This is a genomic window from Streptomyces sp. NPDC007157 (assembly GCF_040634235.1).
Taxonomy (GTDB): domain Bacteria; phylum Actinomycetota; class Actinomycetes; order Streptomycetales; family Streptomycetaceae; genus Streptomyces.
This window is the reverse complement of the sequence record NZ_JBEYFE010000021.1, coordinates 147,343-161,944: the sequence shown is the minus strand read 5'-3', so window position 1 is coordinate 161,944 and position 14,602 is coordinate 147,343. Positions and strand designations below refer to the sequence as shown.

The following is a 14,602-nucleotide window of genomic DNA, read 5'->3' as shown; positions in this document are numbered from 1 at the left end:
GGTCCCGCACCGCCCCGAACCGCGTCCGCCCAACTCAGCCCCGCGCCCCCGCGGAACCACTCACGGACCTCAGCCCGCACCCGTCGCCCCACCCACGGACCTCGGTCCCGAAAATCCGGCCCGGCACCCCACCGGAACCACCCCGCGTACCTCAGCCCCGCACCCCACCGAAACCGCCCCGCGGATCTCAGTCCCGCGCCAGTCCGAATCGTGCCCGCAGGCCGGGGCGTTCGTCGGCCGCCACCGCGGCCGCGCCCGCGGTCACCGTCTCGTAGACGGACAGGATGTCCGCGCCCACGGTCGACCAGTCGAAGCGGCGCACGTGCACGCTGCCGCGCGCGCTCAGCGCGGCCCGGCGCTCCGGGTCCGCCAGGAGCCGTACCGCCGCCCGAGCCAGCTCGTCCGCGTCCTCGTTGGCGAAGAGTTCGCCCGCCGCCCCCTGGTCCAGGACCTGGGCGAAGGCGTCGAGGTCGGAGGCGAGGACGGGTGCCCCGGCGGAGAGCGCTTCGACCAGGATGATCCCGAAACTCTCGCCACCCGTGTTGGGCGCGATGTACAGGTCGAGGCTGCGCAGGAAGCGGGCCTTGTCCTCGTCGCTGACCATGCCGAGGAACTCGACGCGAGAGCGCAGCTCGGCGGGCAGGGACTCGACGGCGGCCTCCTCGTCGCCGCGGCCGGCCACCAGCAGGCGCGTCTGCGGGCGGGCGGCGAGGATCTCGGGCAGGGCCTTCATCAGCACCGGCAGGCCCTTGCGGGGCTCGTCGATCCGGCCGATGAAGCCGATGGTGTCGCCCTGCCACTCGGGGCGCGGCTCGGCCTTGGCGAAGAAGTCGACGTCGACGCCGTTGGGGATGACCACCGCGTCCCCGCCGAGGTGCTCGACCAGCGTGCGGCGGGCGTACTCGCTGACCGCGATCCGGGCGCTGATCTTCTCCAGGGCGGCCTGCAGGATCGAGTACGCGGCGATCATCGCGCGGGAACGCGGGTTGGAGGTGTGGAAGGTCGCGACCATCGGGCCCTGCGCCGCCCAGCAGGTCAGCAGGCCGAGGGAGGGCGAGGTCGGCTCGTGGATGTGGACCACGTCGAACGCGCCGTCGTGCAGCCAGCGCCGCACCCGCGCGGCGGACAGGAAGCCGAAGTTGAGGCGGGCCACCGAGCCGTTGTAGGGCACCGGGACCGCCCGGCCCGCCGAGACGACGTACGGCGGCAGCGGGGTGTCGTCGTCGGCCGGGGCGAGCACGGAGACGTCGTGGCCGAGGCGGATGAAGTACTCGGCGAGGTCGCGGATGTGGAACTGGACGCCACCCGGCACGTCCCAGGAGTACGGGCAGACGATGCCGATCCTCACGACGGTCCCTTCGCGGGGTCGAGGTCGGCGAGCCACAGCCGCTGGAGCATGTGCCAGTCCTCCGGATGGTCGGCGATCCCGGTGGCGAAGGCATCGGCCAGCGCCTGTGTCATGACAGACGTCTTCGACTCCCGGTCACCTGACTCGGGGACGTCGATCGGCGCGTGCACCCGGCCCTTCATGACAGGAGTGTCGTCGTACCACAGGGTCACCGGGAGCAGGTACGCGCCGGTCTGCTGGGCCAGCAGGGCCGGTCCGGCGGGCATCCGGGCCTTGTCGCCGAAGAAGTCGACCTCGACGCCGGAGGCGGACAGGTCACGGTCGGCGACCAGACAGATCAGGCCGCCGTCGCGGAGCCTGCGGGCGAGGGCGCCGAAGGCGGAGCCGCCGCTGTGCGGCAGGACCTCCATGCCGAGGCCCTCGCGATAGGCGACGAAACGGTCGTAGAGCGTCTCCGGCTTGAGGCGCTCGGCGACCGTGGTGAACGGGGTCTTCAGCTCGGTGGTGACCCAGGCGCCGGCCAGGTCCCAGTTGGCCAGGTGCGGCAGCGCGATGATCACGCCCCGGTCGGAGGCGAGGCCGTCGGTGAGGTGGTGGACGTCCTTGGGCGCGAAACCGGTCCGGATCCGGTCCTCGCTCCAGGCCGGCAGCCGGAAGGACTCCATCCAGTAGCGCAGGTACGACCGCATGCCCGCGCGCGACAGCTCGCGCAGCCGCTCCGGGCTCGCGTCGGGCAGCACGCGCGCGTAGTTGGACTCCAGGCGCTCGACGCCCTTGCCGCGCTGTCGCCAGGCGAGGTCCGCGACGGTCCGGCCGAGACGCACGGCGACCGGCTCGGGGAGGTTCTTGACGGTGCTCCAGCCGAGCCCGTACAGACCGTCGGTGAGCCGGTCGGCGGCGGTCACTGCCCGGCCTCGCTCCCGTGGGAGGCCTTTTCCCGCTCGGCCGCGGCCTCCGCCTCGGCGGACTCCCGGCGGACCGTGACCACCCGCTGGACGAGGGTGACCAGGCTGCCCACGGCGACGGCCCACAGGGCGATCGGGAGCAGGATCTGGATGCCAGGCACACCGAACTTGTGGAGACCGGCGAGACCGGCCGCCACCAGCGAGATCACCAGGCGCTCGGCGCGCTCGACCAGACCGTTGACGGCCACCGGCAGCCCGATCGACTCGCCGCGCGCCTTGGTGTACGACACCACCTGGCCGCTGGCCAGGCAGAAGATGGAGACGGCACACAGGACGTTGTTGTCGCCGTTGCCCGCGTACCAGAGGGCGAAGCCGCCGAAGATGGCGCCGTCGGCGACCCGGTCCAGGGTGGAGTCCAGGAAGGCGCCCCAGCGGCTGGTGCGGCCCAGCTGGCGGGCCATGTTCCCGTCGACCAGGTCCGAGAACACGAACAGTGTGATCACGATCGTGCCCCAGAAGAACTCGCCCCGGGGGAAGAAGACCAGCGCGCCCGCGACGACTCCGGCCGTGCCGAGGAGCGTGACCGTGTCCGGGCTCACACCCCGGCGGATGAGAAACGCGGCGAACGGTGTGAGGACACGCGTGAAAAATGCACGCGCGTACTTGTTCAGCATGGCCTTCCCGACGGTCGTTGCGCCGTGCGGCCCCTGCTGGCCACCCCGGCTGGCCCATCGTAGCCACGCGCGCGTGGGTGCGACGGGTGGGCACTCTCTGAGGGCACCGGTGGCGGCGCGCGGAGGGCCTCGCGGGCACGATCACGTCCTTCGTATGGACGCACCGTGACGGGAGTGGAAAGCTCGAATAACCGCGGGCGTCATCGGAGCCGCCACCGCACGCGGCCCGCCATGCTCGCCCGCGCCCACACAGACCTCACCGTGCACGGGAGGCAAAGCCATGGGCGACAAGGTCAAGGAACACCCCGGAGCCGCCGGCAGGGCTACAGCGGCCGACCACCCCGCGTCCGTACGGAATGTGGTGCTGGTCGGCCACTCCGGATCGGGCAAGACCACATTGGTGGAGGCTCTCGCGCTGACCGCGGGAGCGGTGAACCGGGCGGGCCGGGTGGAGGACGGCGGCACGGTCTCGGACTACGACGACATCGAGCACCGGCAGCAGCGCTCCGTACAGCTTTCACTGGTACCGGTCGACTGGAACGGAATCAAGATCAATATCCTGGACACCCCGGGATACGCCGACTTCGTCGGTGAACTGAGGGCCGGTCTGCGCGCGGCGGACGCGGCCCTTTTCGTCGTCTCGGCCTCGGACGGGGTGGACGGCTCGACCCGGATGGTGTGGGAGGAGTGCGCGGCCGTCGGGATGCCACGGGCGATCGTCATCACGCACCTGGAGGCCGCCCGCGCGGACTTCGAGGAGATGACCCGGGTGTGCGCCGAGGCGTTCGGCGCCGACGACCCCGACGCCGTGCTCCCGCTCTACCTGCCGCTGCACGGCCCGCAGGGACCGGACGGGCACGCGCCCGTGACCGGTCTGGTCGGGCTGCTCACGCAGAAGCTGTTCGACTACTCCTCCGGGGAGCGCAAGGAGTCCGAGCCCGGGCCCGACCAGCTGCCGGACATCGACGAGGCCCGCAACCGGCTGATCGAGGGGATCATCTCGGAGAGCGAGGACGAGACGCTCATGGACCGCTATCTGGGCGGCGAGCAGATCGACCTCAAGACGCTGATCGAGGACCTGGAGCGGGCCGTGGCACGCGGGGCGTTCTTCCCCGTGCTGGCCGCCGCCCCGGCCACCGACGGCGCCCGCCAGGGGCTCGGCACGGTGGAACTGCTGGAGCTGGTCACGGGCGGGTTCCCGACCCCGTTCGAGCACCCCACGCCGGGGGTCACCACCATCGACGGCGAGCCGCGTGCCATCAAACCGTGCGACACGGGCGGTCCGCTGGTCGCCGAGGTGGTGAAGACCGCCTCCGACCCCTACGTCGGCCGGGTCTCGCTGGTCCGGGTCTTCTCCGGCACCCTGCGCCCCGACGAGACGGTCCACGTCTCCGGGCACGGCCTCGCCGACCGCGGCCACGAGGACCATGACGTCGACGAGAAGATCGGCGCCCTGTCCACGCCGTTCGGCAAGCAGCAGCGCCCGGTTTCCCATGTCATCGCCGGTGACCTCGCGTGCGTGGCGAAGCTCGGCCGCGCCGAGACCGGGGACACCCTCTCCCGCCGGGACGACCCGCTGCTCATGGAGCCGTGGGAGATGCCCGACCCGCTGCTGCCGCTGGCCATCCAGGCACACAGCAAGGCGGACGAGGACAAGCTCTCGCAGGGCCTGTCCCGGCTGGTCGCCGAGGACCCGACCATGCGGCTCGAACAGAACCAGCACACCCATCAGGTCGTCCTGTGGTGCCTCGGCGAGGCGCACGCGGACGTCGCCCTGGAGCGGCTGCGCAGCCGGTACGGGGTCCAGGTCGACGTCGTACCGCACCGGGTGTCCCTGCGCGAGACGTTCGCGGGCCGGTCCGCCGGGCGCGGCCGGCACGTCAAGCAGTCCGGTGGGCACGGGCAGTTCGCGATCTGCGAGATCGAGGTGGAACCGCTGCCAGGTGGTTCCGGCGTCGAGTTCGTCGACAAGGTGGTCGGCGGCGCCGTGCCCCGGCAGTTCATCCCCTCCGTCGAGAAGGGCATCAGGGCCCAGGCGGCCAAGGGCGTCGCGGCCGGCTATCCGCTCGTGGACGTGCGGGTCACCCTCCTCGACGGCAAGGCGCACTCGGTGGACTCCTCCGACGCCGCCTTCCAGACGGCGGGCGCGCTGGCGCTGCGGGAGGCCGCCGCGGACGCCAGGATCCATCTCCTCGAGCCGGTGGCCGAGGTGTCCGTGCTGGTCGGCGACGACTACGTGGGCGCGGTGATGAGCGACCTGTCCGGGCGGCGCGGCCGGGTCCTGGGCACCGAGCAGACCAGTGGCGGGCGCACGCTGATCAAGGCCGAGGTGCCCGAGTTCGAGATCGGCCGGTACGCGGTCGACCTGCGCTCACTGTCGCACGGCACGGCGCGTTTCAGCCGTTCGTACGCCCGCCACGAGCCGATGCCTCCACAGATCGCCGAGAAAATTCGCGAACAGGTCAAGGAAGCCTCGTAGTCGGCCTCATAGTCGAGAAGGCCGACAAGTCGTCACAGTCGGCGACAAGGGTGTTCGGCGGACGGCTTCGGCCGTCCGCCGACGGTTGTCGGTGGCCGGGGATACCCTGAGTACTTGATCAACAGGTGTGCGGAGTACGGAAGTCGGGAAGGCCGCAGAAGCGGGACAGCGGCAAGTGGGGGCGGGAATGAGCTTCGAGGACTTCTTCGGGCCACAGGTGCCCAGGCCGGGCGGTGAGGCGCAGGCCCCGACCTATGCCCTGGCCTCGGCGGCCTACCGGGACACGCCGATGGAGGAGATCAAGAAGGCCGACAACGAGTGGCACCAGTCCACGGTCAACGAGGGCCGCAAGTGGGCGAAGATCTTCCGGCCCAACTTCGGTGAGGCGTACTCCCAGGCGGTCATCGACCGCATGCTGGGCGTCGGCCGCAACCCACTCATCCAGTCCTTCGGCAGCGAACCCCAGGTGGTCGTCGAGCACTGCCTGGCGGCCAACCGCATCCGTAAGGAACGCGACCAGCGCCTGACCGCCATCATGCTCCTGTGCGGCGTGCTGTTCCTGCCCGGCCTGGTGGTCTGGCTGCTGGTCTTCCAGCTCCGCGCGACCATGCTGAAGGCCGGCGGCAAGCGGGTCTCCGGGCTCGGCAGCGCTCTGCTGGCGGCCGTCGGCGTGCTCGCGGTGATCTTCCTGATCCGGATGCCGCTCACCGGCTTCTGGGGCTGGTACGCGCGCGGCTGCATCGTGCTGCCCGTGGTCGGCTGGTATCTGGCCAAGCGGCTCTGCGAGGGCACCGCGAACGACCTGCGCGCGGCCTGGGGCGGTCTGCTCTCCGGCGGCAGCGTCGGCGCGAAGGTGCCCGAGGCGGTGCCGACCAGCCCCGACCAGGCCGCGGCCGAGCAGCTGCGCCAGTCACTGGCCCGGCTCAGCGCCGAGCAGCAGTCCAACTCGGTCTTCTACGCCGGCACCAAGGGCATACTCGGCATGGGCACCCGCTGGGGTTCCTGGGTACTCGCGGAGGAACTGGTCCCCCTCGACCCGGTCAAGGGCGTCCACGAGTTCCGGGCCTGGACGGTCGTCCGGGAGATCGAGAAGGAGCTGAGCGTGCTGCACCGGCAGCACCTGAAGACCGGCGGCTTCCCCGAACCCCAGGTCAAGCACTGGATCGTCACCCATGTCGGAGCGGGCGCCAAGACGGTGTCCAGGCCCGAGGGCACCGACTACAAGGTGGGGCCCAGGGATGTCGAGGACATCTGCAACAGCAACCACTTCGACAAGGGCGACCGCCACTACCTGGGCGTGCAGTGGCCGTACCTGTGGAACGGCGACCTGATCATCACGATGATGGCGACCGTGACCGTGCTGAAGGAGACCCTCCGCATCGAGGTCACCGGCCACGCCCTGGGCCCGGTCAACGGCCTGTTCAACGCCAAGCCCGAGGCTCCCACCAAGAAGGTCGCCAAGACCGTGCGGTTCTGGGAGACCCGGACCGTCAAGCTGCCGCTGGTCACCCCCGACGAGGTGGTCCGCCTCGGCGCCCGCGCCACCATCAGCTGGTATCCGCCGCTGCTGAAGTGGCTCGGCGGTTCCATAGGCCTGCCCGAGCCGTTCGGTCTGCGGCACGCCTGGGCCGACCAGCCCTGGGACCACCGCTTCATGGCCGACGACGCGCTGCGCGCCGCCACGCCGATACTCCGGGCCGTGCACCGGGCCGCGCTCAGTGTCCTCAAGGAACACGACGTCGACATCGACAAGTTCAACTCGCGGGCGGGGAACCTCAGCGGAGCGGTCCAGGACGCGTCACCGAAGAAGGCGGACAAGTACGACGCGTGAGCCTCCGGCGGCAGAGCAGAAGAGGGGTCGCAGGCCCCGCCGGGGGGCCTGCCGCGCCCACCCCCGCTTCGGCCTGAACGGCCCCGTCCTCAAACGCCGGACGGGGCGGTCACGCCGGCGTCGGCCAGGCCTCGGCCAGCATCTTGCGGGTGTCCGCCAGTAGCTGGGGCAGTACCCGGGTGTGGCCCACCACCGGCATGAAGTTCGTGTCGCCGCCCCAGCGGGGGACGATGTGCTGGTGCAGGTGGGCCGCGATGCCCGCGCCGGCCACCGTGCCCTGGTTCATGCCGATGTTGAAGCCGTGCGCGCCCGAGGCCGTACGCAGCGCGGTCATCGCCTGCTTGGTCAGCTCGGCCAGTTCGACCGTCTCCGGGCCGGTCAGGTCCGTGTAGTCGGCGACATGGCGGTACGGGACCGTCATCAGATGGCCGCCGTTGTACGGGTAGAGGTTGAGCACCGCGTAGACGTGCTCGCCGCGCCGGACGATGAGCCCGTCCTCGTCGGATTTGGCCGGGATCGCGCAGAAGGGACAGCCGTCCTCGGCTCCCGGGCCGGTCGGCTTGTTCTCGCCCTGGATGTAGGCCATCCGGTGGGGCGTCCACAGGCGCTGGAACGCGTCCTGCGTCCCCACTCCGATCTGCTGCTCGGGCTCACTCGTCATGCTAGGCAGCATATGGCTTCGCCCGTTCGCGGCGTGTCGCCGGGGCCAGCGGAAACCGCCGGGCGGCGAAGCTGGGCGGATGGACGACGACAGCCGCCTGGACCGCTGGAAGCGGGGGACGGACCTGCCGCTCGGCATCGCGTCCCTGGTCTTCCTGGGCTCGTACGCGGTGCGCGTGCTGGCTCCCGGACTGCCCAGGACCGTACACGACCTGTTCCTGTCGCTGACCTACGGGGCGTGGGGGCTGTTCGCCGTCGACTACGCGGTGCGCTGGCGGATCAGCGGTGAGGGCCCGCGCTTCGTACGACGGCAGTGGCTGGACACGCTCGTCCTGCTGCTGCCCCTGATGCGGCCGGTGCGGATCGTGCGCACCTACGAGGCGATGCAGCGCAGGCACGGGCATCCCCGGCTCGCGCTGCAGTCCCGGGTGATGACCTACGCGACCCTGTCGATCGCCCTGCTGGGCTTCGCCGGGGCACTCGCCGTCTACCAGGCCGAGCGCGGCGCCCCTAACGCGACGATCCGCACCTTCGGCGACTCCGTGTGGTGGACCTGCTCGACCCTCTCGACCGTCGGCTACGGCGACGTCACCCCGGTGACCACGCTCGGCCGGACCATCGCGGTGGGGCTGATGGCCTGCGGGATCGCCCTGCTCGGCGCGGTCACCGGCTCGTTCTCCTCGATGCTGCTGCAGCGGTTCGCCCTGGAGGGCGAGGAGGACGCGCTGACGGGCAGGACGGAGCCGAGGCCCCCGGAGAAGTGATCTCCGAGGGCCTCGGGCGGGGGTGCGGGATCAGACCTGGGTCCGCTCCGCGACCACCTGCGCGATCTTGGCGATGGCCTCCTCGAACGGGATGCCGTTCTCCTGCGAGCCGTCGCGGTAGCGGAAGGAGACGGAGCCGGCCGTCATGTCCTCGTCGCCCGCGATGACCATGAAGGGCACCTTCTGCTTCTGGGCGTTGCGGATCTTCTTCTGCATCCGGTCCGACGACGCGTCGACCTCGACCCGCAGGCCCTTCTTCTTGGCCTCGGCCGCGAACTTCTGCAGGTACTCGACGTGTCCGTCGCCGATCGGGATGCCGACCGCCTGGACCGGCGCCAGCCACGCCGGGAAGGCGCCCGCGTAGTGCTCCAGGAGCACCGCGAAGAACCGCTCGATGGAGCCGAACAGGGCGCGGTGGATCATCACCGGGCGCTGCTTGGAGCCGTCGGCGGCGGTGTACTCCAGGTCGAACCGCTCAGGCAGGTTGAAGTCGAGCTGGACGGTCGACATCTGCCAGGTGCGGCCGATGGCGTCCTTGGTCTGCACGGAGATCTTCGGGCCGTAGAAGGCGGCGCCGCCCGGGTCGGGGACGAGCGGGAGGCCCTGCTTCTCGGCGACCGCGCGGAGCGTCTCCGTGGCCTCCTCCCAGACCTCGTCGGAGCCGACGAACTTCTCCGGGTCCTTGGTGGACAGCTCCAGGTAGAAGTCGGTGAGGCCGTAGTCGCGCAGCAGGTTCAGGACGAAGGTGAGCGTCTTGTCGAGCTCCTCCGCCATCTGCTCCTTGGTGCAGTAGATGTGCGCGTCGTCCTGGGTGAAGCCGCGGGCCCGGGTGAGGCCGTGCACGACACCCGACTTCTCGTAGCGGTACACGGTCCCGAACTCGAAGAGCCGCAGCGGCAGTTCACGGTAGGAGCGGCCGCGCGCGTCGAAGATCAGGTTGTGCATCGGGCAGTTCATGGGCTTGAGGTAGTAGTCCACGCCCTCGTCGAGCTGCATGGGCGGGTACATGCCGTCGGCGTACCAGTCCAGGTGGCCCGAGGTCTCGAAGAGCTTCCCCTTCGTCGCGTGCGGGGTGTAGACGAACTCGTAGCCCTCCTCCTCGTGCCGGCGGCGCGAGTAGTCCTCCATCACCCGGCGGACGATGCCGCCCTTGGGGTGGAAGACCGCGAGACCGGAGCCGATCTGCTCCGGGATGGAGAACAGGTCCAGCTCGTTGCCCAGCTTGCGGTGGTCACGCTTCTCGGCCTCGGCGAGGAAGTCGAGGTACTCCTTCAGCTCGTCCTTGGACGGCCAGGCGGTGCCGTAGATGCGCTGGAGCATCGGGTTCTTCTCGCTGCCGCGCCAGTAGGCGGCCGCGTTGCGCATCAGCTTGAACGCCGGGATGAGGCGGGTGGAGGGCAGGTGGGGACCGCGGCAGAGGTCCTTCCAGCACAGCTCACCGGTCTTGGCGTCCAGGTTGTCGTAGATCGTCAGCTCACCGGCGCCGACCTCGACGTCCGCGCCGTCGTCGCTGGACGCCGAGCCCTTGAGGCCGATCAGCTCCAGCTTGTACGGCTCGTTCGCCAGCTCCTCGCGGGCGGCCTCGTCGGTCACCACACGGCGGGAGAACTTCTGCCCGCGCTTCTGGATCTCCTGCATCTTCTTCTCGATGGCCTTGAGGTCATCGGGGTGGAAGGGCTTCTCGACGTCGAAGTCGTAGTAGAAGCCGTCCTTGACCGGCGGGCCGATGCCCAGCTTGGCCTCGGGGAAGAGCTCCTGCACAGCCTGCGCCATGACGTGCGCGGTGGAGTGGCGCAGGATGCCCAGACCGTCCTCGGAGGAGATCTCGACACCCTCGACGGTCTCGCCGTCCTTCAGCTCGTACGCGAGGTCCCTGAGCTCGCCGCCCACCCGCGCGGCGATGATCGAGCGCTCGCCGGCGAAGAGCTCGGCGGCCGTAGTCCCCGTCGTCACCACGCGCTCTTCCCGCTCGGAATCGCGTTGGATGATCACACGGACGTCTGACACCGGTCTCTCCTGCCTGAAGGTGGATGCGGCGCCATACCAGGAGCGCGCGCAATACCGGATCGTACCGACCCGGCCCCACCGACCGCTAAACGGTCACCCACAGTCCGCGGTCAGTCGCGCTCGTCGCCGCTGCACGCCTCCTCGAAGAAGTCGAGGTTCTCCTGCAGCGACTTCACCAGACGGTCCCGCTCGGCCTCGTCCACCTGTACCGGTACGACCCCGGAGGCGCCGGACAGCCGCCGGAACCCGCCCCGGCTCTCCAGCCGCCCGTGCACCCGCACCGGGAGCCCGACCAGATGGGCCTGCCCGGCGATCCGGTAGTCCTCCTCGTCGAGGGTGACCCGGACGTACGGCACCTCGGCGCCGGCGATGACCCGCAGCCGTACCGCGCCCTCGCCGCGCGGCTCCGAGCGGCGCATCCGGACCACGGTGCCGGTGATCCGGACCGGTACGGAGGGTTCGTCACGCAGGAAGCGGGCGCCGGCCTCGCGCAGCACGGGCAGGTCGCCCGGCGAGAACTCGACGGGCTCGACGGTGGCCGCGCAGTCGTCGGGGACTCCGGCACCCGGGGCCCACTCGATGGAGATCCGGGCGCCCTCGGTGCCGCGCACGAGCGTGACCAGGGCATCGGTCAGTTCACGGCTCACACCCGCCTCGACGGCTCCGTCGAAGGCGTCCATGCCGCCGGTGGCCCGCTGGTAGTCGATGGCCTCGCGGGCGGCGTACAGGGCCTGGTGGAGGCGGACGGCGAGGGGCCGCCCGGTGCCGACGGGCACGAAGGCGGTCAGGCCGCGGCCGCCCTCCGCCGAGCCGACGAGGACGGACTCCAGCAGGGCGGCGGCCGCACGCTTGTGCCGGGCGCCGTAGTAACCGGCACGCGCGCGTGTGGCGAGCGCGCCGGCCAGCAGGGTCCCCCGGGCCGCGGTGCGCAGTTGCTCCTCGACCGTCCAGGGCGTGGCGTCCGCGGGCCCGCTCGGCACATCCCGCCACCAGCGGATCTCGTCGCTGGGCACCACCAGCCCGACCAGGACCTCACGCGCGGCGGGCGTGCCGCTGCGCATGAGAGCCGTGAGCGCCTCCCCGAGCAGATCGTCACTGTCCGGGAAGGCGCGGCTCTCTGGTACGAGCAGGCTGGTGCCGGTGTTGCCCGGCCCGGGTGGGGTCCAGCGGCCGTAACGCCCCGGGGCTCCCCCGCGCCGCTGCCAGCCGTGCCGGCGCAGCAGGGCGCCGAGCACCGCGGGGTCGACCTCGGTGGGCTCGGGAGGACGGTTCCAGTGGGGGTCCACCGGATGCGGCCGGACTTCCCTCAGCTGCTCCTCGTGCGGACGGTGCCTCATGGTCGTCCTCCCGTCCCGACCCGCGTCATGATCTCGCAGAGCGCCCGGTCGTCGAAGATGCGCGAGGTGGGAATCCGCACGGTGGTCCGGTTCCGGCCGGTGATCGGGTGCCCTGCCAGGTTGACCCAGTAGCAGCAGTGGCGCAGATCGAGCCGGTCGTGGCTGGCGCGCAGCCAGTCGTCCTGGGAGCGCGGAACCAGCATCACCACGAGGATCTTGTGCACCGACACCGGTGTGCGGGCGAGCTTGCGCAGGTGGTCGTTGTCCAGCGTGAAGGAGAAGAAACGTCCCGGCGGGTTGGGTGCGATCTGGTACGTGCACTTGAGCTGCACCTTGATGGTCACCTCGTCGTCGACGGTGTGCCCGGGCGAGCCGTGGCTGACGTGCCAGTCGATGCCGTTGTCCGGGAACGGCTGCGACAGCGAGCAGCCGGCCGCCGCGGCGACGGCGTGCAGATAACCCACCTGCAGAGTCTCCATGCAGGCGGTGGTGGCGAGTGTGCCGCGATGGGGGCCCGTGCGTTCGGGCAGCAGCCCGCCCCGCTCGGGCTGCGCTATCGCCATGACCAACAGCCTTCCCAGCCAAAGAGTTTCCCCATGGCGGGCCGCTGAACTGCAAAGACCCGCACTCCTGTTGTGTCCTTCCGGCGTACGCCGCAAACGGCCCGGGTATCACCAAACGGGCAGAAGACGGAACGTCAGCTGCCGTGGGTGAACGAGGAGTTGTATTGGCATGACGTGCTGGTACGAAGGGCCCCTAGCGGCCTTCGACACGGAGACCACGGGCGTGGACGTGGAGACCGACCGCATCGTGTCCGCCGCGGTCGTCGTCCAGGACGCCCCGGGCACCCGACCCCGGGTGACCCGCTGGCTGGTGAACCCGGGCATGCCGGTGCCGGAAGCGGCGACGGCGGTGCACGGGCTGACGGACGAACACCTGCAGCGCAACGGCCGTTGGCCGGCGCCGGTGATGTACGAGATAGCCGAGGAACTGGCCGAGCACGCGGCGATGCACCGCCCGCTGGTGGTGATGAACGCGCCGTTCGATCTGACGCTCCTGGACCGCGAGTTGCGGCGGCACCGGGCGTCCGCACTGGACCGCTGGTTCGAGGCGAGCCCCCTGCTCGTCCTCGATCCGCGGGTCCTGGACAAACATCTGGACCGCTACCGCAAGGGTCGTCGCACCCTGACCGACCTCTGCGCGCACTACGAGGTCACGCTGGAGGGCGCGCACGACGCGGCCGCCGACGCACTGGCCTCGCTGGATCTGATACGAGCGCTGGGCCGCCGGTTCGCGGCCCGGCTGGAGCGCCTGAGCCCCGCCGAGCTGCACACGCTGCAGACGACGTGGCACGCGGCGCAGGCACGCGGGCTCCAGGCGTGGTTCGCGCGCAGCGGCACACCGGAGACGGTGAACACGTACTGGCCGCTACGGCCGGAACTGCCGACGGCAGCGTGACGGGCGGGGCGCCGGCCCACCCGGCGCCCCGCCACATCACGGCCTCACGGCTTCACTTCACCGCTTCACGGCCTCACTTCACGGCCTTGCTTCGCGGCTTCATACCGCGGCGAGGCCGAGTTGCCGCAGCATGCCGAGTTCGTCGCTGCTGCCCCAGCGTTCGACGAGCTTGCCGTCACTGTCGAAGCGGCTGATCTGCATGCCTCGGTAGCTGACCTTCTTGCCGGTCGCCGGTCGCCCCATGAGCGGCCCCAGATGCGTCCCGGAGATGACGTAGGCGAAGGCCAACTCGTCGTCGGTGGCCAGCAGATGCTCCACCTGGACGTTCAAGTCGGGGAACGCCTCCCGCAACTCGCCGAACATGCCCTTGTACCCCTCGGGCCCCGGCCCCTGTCCCGGGGCGGGATCATGGTCGACCGACTGGGAGGCGACGATCTCGTCGAGGGCGTCGAGGTTGCCGGAGACGACGGCCTCTCCGAAGGCGGTCTGCGCGGCGATGTTCGCTTGCTGAGCCATGGGCCCTCCCGGGCGTGTCTCGGGCGCCGGCCTGTTCGTCGGCTGAGAGGTCCGCACCCATGCCGTCCCCCGACCGTACCTCCGCCGCTCGCCGGCGGCATGTCCACCCGGCAGGCCTCCGGCGACGCCGGTCCGGCTCACGGCAGCCCGGGGCCGAGACGGCCGCGCAGCAGCGCCTGAGCGGTCCTCTCGGCGTCGGCGAACCTGGTGTGTCCGGCGTCGGTCAGGGTGACCTCGACGGTCCTGCGGTCTCCGGCACGTCGATCGCGTTCGATGAGTCCGGCCGCCTGCAGGCCCTTGAGGAGAGAGGTCATCCGGCTGCCCGATTCCCGGAGGAACGCCGTCAGCCGGGCCACGGGCACGGGCTCGCCCCCGGCCTCCGCGACGGCGCCGAGAACGAGGTAGCCGTGGAGCGACAGCCCGTGCCGCGCCCGCAGCTCGCCGTGCAGGTGCCCCAGGGTCAGCAGGATCGACGGAGGCCGCCGCCCGGTGGTGTCCGACGGATCACTGTCGCTCATGTCGCTCCCGAAGACGGTTCCACCGGCCGCGAACCCGCGGCCGCTCCTGCCGGCTCCGGGCGTGTGGCGGCACCCCCTCCGACGCCGTCCCGTACGGCGAGTCGA

The 14,602-nt window shown here is 70.9% G+C and carries 13 protein-coding genes; 4 read left to right on the top strand and 9 right to left on the bottom strand.

The features are described from left to right. Positions 1–187 precede the first annotated feature (187 nt). From ABZ642_RS32485 to pgsA, 3 genes are read right to left on the bottom strand one after another with little or no spacing between them, the layout of a single operon-like run. On the bottom strand, positions 188–1,348 hold the full coding sequence (locus ABZ642_RS32485; RefSeq protein WP_360490340.1) for a glycosyltransferase family 4 protein: 1,161 nt from the start codon (positions 1,346–1,348) through the stop codon (positions 188–190). Beyond that, complete coding sequence (locus ABZ642_RS32480) at positions 1,345–2,253, bottom strand: phosphatidylinositol mannoside acyltransferase (protein WP_360490338.1); 909 nt, start codon at positions 2,251–2,253, stop codon at positions 1,345–1,347. The genes ABZ642_RS32485 and ABZ642_RS32480 overlap by 4 nt, the downstream gene beginning before the upstream one ends. After that, positions 2,250–2,927: a phosphatidylinositol phosphate synthase gene (pgsA, locus tag ABZ642_RS32475; RefSeq protein WP_360490336.1), complete on the bottom strand. Its 678-nt coding sequence runs from the start codon at positions 2,925–2,927 to the stop codon at positions 2,250–2,252. Before pgsA ends, ABZ642_RS32480 begins: the two co-directional genes overlap by 4 nt. Positions 2,928–3,207: 280 nt before the next feature. Between pgsA and ABZ642_RS32470 the strand changes: the two genes are divergently transcribed. After that, the gene (locus ABZ642_RS32470) at positions 3,208–5,406 is read left to right on the top strand and encodes an elongation factor G-like protein EF-G2 (protein WP_360490334.1); all 2,199 of its coding nucleotides are present in this window, start codon (positions 3,208–3,210) and stop codon (positions 5,404–5,406) included. Positions 5,407–5,593: 187 nt separating this feature from the next. After that, entirely contained in the window at positions 5,594–7,237 is a 1,644-nt protein-coding gene (locus ABZ642_RS32465) for a hypothetical protein (protein ID WP_360490332.1), read from the top strand. 109 nt (positions 7,238–7,346) lie between these two features. Here ABZ642_RS32465 and ABZ642_RS32460 read toward each other — a convergent pair whose 3' ends face one another. Continuing rightward, on the bottom strand, positions 7,347–7,910 hold the full coding sequence (locus ABZ642_RS32460) for an HIT domain-containing protein (protein WP_360490330.1): 564 nt from the start codon (positions 7,908–7,910) through the stop codon (positions 7,347–7,349). A 67-nt stretch (positions 7,911–7,977) separates the two neighbouring features. Here ABZ642_RS32460 and ABZ642_RS32455 point away from each other — a divergent pair, with 67 nt between their 5' ends. Then, positions 7,978–8,661 (top strand): ion channel, encoded by a 684-nt coding sequence (locus ABZ642_RS32455; protein ID WP_360490328.1) that lies wholly within the window; start codon positions 7,978–7,980, stop codon positions 8,659–8,661. A 30-nt stretch (positions 8,662–8,691) separates the two neighbouring features. On the opposite strand, the gene thrS is transcribed toward ABZ642_RS32455, so the two are convergent. From thrS to ABZ642_RS32440, 3 genes are all read right to left on the bottom strand, one after another. Next, positions 8,692–10,668: a threonine--tRNA ligase gene (gene thrS / locus ABZ642_RS32450; protein ID WP_360490326.1), complete on the bottom strand. Its 1,977-nt coding sequence runs from the start codon at positions 10,666–10,668 to the stop codon at positions 8,692–8,694. Positions 10,669–10,778: 110 nt separating this feature from the next. After that, a complete protein-coding gene (locus ABZ642_RS32445) occupies positions 10,779–12,005 on the bottom strand; it encodes a hypothetical protein (protein WP_360490324.1) in 1,227 nt (408 codons plus the stop codon). Further along, the gene (locus tag ABZ642_RS32440) at positions 12,002–12,568 is read right to left on the bottom strand and encodes a DUF4365 domain-containing protein (protein ID WP_089103211.1); all 567 of its coding nucleotides are present in this window, start codon (positions 12,566–12,568) and stop codon (positions 12,002–12,004) included. The genes ABZ642_RS32445 and ABZ642_RS32440 overlap by 4 nt, the downstream gene beginning before the upstream one ends. A 169-nt stretch (positions 12,569–12,737) precedes the next feature. On the opposite strand from ABZ642_RS32440, the gene ABZ642_RS32435 reads away from it, so the two are divergent. Further along, complete coding sequence (locus tag ABZ642_RS32435; RefSeq protein ID WP_360490322.1) at positions 12,738–13,463, top strand: 3'-5' exonuclease; 726 nt, start codon at positions 12,738–12,740, stop codon at positions 13,461–13,463. A gap of 99 nt (positions 13,464–13,562) precedes the next feature. On the opposite strand, the gene ABZ642_RS32430 is transcribed toward ABZ642_RS32435, so the two are convergent. After that, positions 13,563–13,979 (bottom strand): ester cyclase, encoded by a 417-nt coding sequence (locus ABZ642_RS32430; protein WP_360490320.1) that lies wholly within the window; start codon positions 13,977–13,979, stop codon positions 13,563–13,565. 137 nt (positions 13,980–14,116) lie between these two features. Next, on the bottom strand, positions 14,117–14,497 hold the full coding sequence (locus tag ABZ642_RS32425) for a MarR family winged helix-turn-helix transcriptional regulator (protein ID WP_360490318.1): 381 nt from the start codon (positions 14,495–14,497) through the stop codon (positions 14,117–14,119). Positions 14,498–14,602 lie beyond the last annotated feature (105 nt).

Bases quoted from the DNA above. Each gene is read 5' to 3' on its own strand.
- ABZ642_RS32430 (WP_360490320.1), bottom strand. From the start codon at position 13,979: ATGGCTCAGCAAGCGAACATCGCCGCGCAGACCGCCTTCGGAGAGGCC.
- pgsA (WP_360490336.1), bottom strand. From the start codon at position 2,927: ATGCTGAACAAGTACGCGCGTGCATTTTTCACGCGTGTCCTCACACCG.
- ABZ642_RS32470 (WP_360490334.1), top strand. From the start codon at position 3,208: ATGGGCGACAAGGTCAAGGAACACCCCGGAGCCGCCGGCAGGGCTACA.
- ABZ642_RS32425 (WP_360490318.1), bottom strand. From the start codon at position 14,497: ATGAGCGACAGTGATCCGTCGGACACCACCGGGCGGCGGCCTCCGTCG.
- ABZ642_RS32440 (WP_089103211.1), bottom strand. From the start codon at position 12,568: ATGGCGATAGCGCAGCCCGAGCGGGGCGGGCTGCTGCCCGAACGCACG.
- ABZ642_RS32460 (WP_360490330.1), bottom strand. From the start codon at position 7,910: ATGCTGCCTAGCATGACGAGTGAGCCCGAGCAGCAGATCGGAGTGGGG.
- ABZ642_RS32435 (WP_360490322.1), top strand. From the start codon at position 12,738: ATGACGTGCTGGTACGAAGGGCCCCTAGCGGCCTTCGACACGGAGACC.
- ABZ642_RS32465 (WP_360490332.1), top strand. From the start codon at position 5,594: ATGAGCTTCGAGGACTTCTTCGGGCCACAGGTGCCCAGGCCGGGCGGT.
- ABZ642_RS32445 (WP_360490324.1), bottom strand. From the start codon at position 12,005: ATGAGGCACCGTCCGCACGAGGAGCAGCTGAGGGAAGTCCGGCCGCAT.
- ABZ642_RS32455 (WP_360490328.1), top strand. From the start codon at position 7,978: ATGGACGACGACAGCCGCCTGGACCGCTGGAAGCGGGGGACGGACCTG.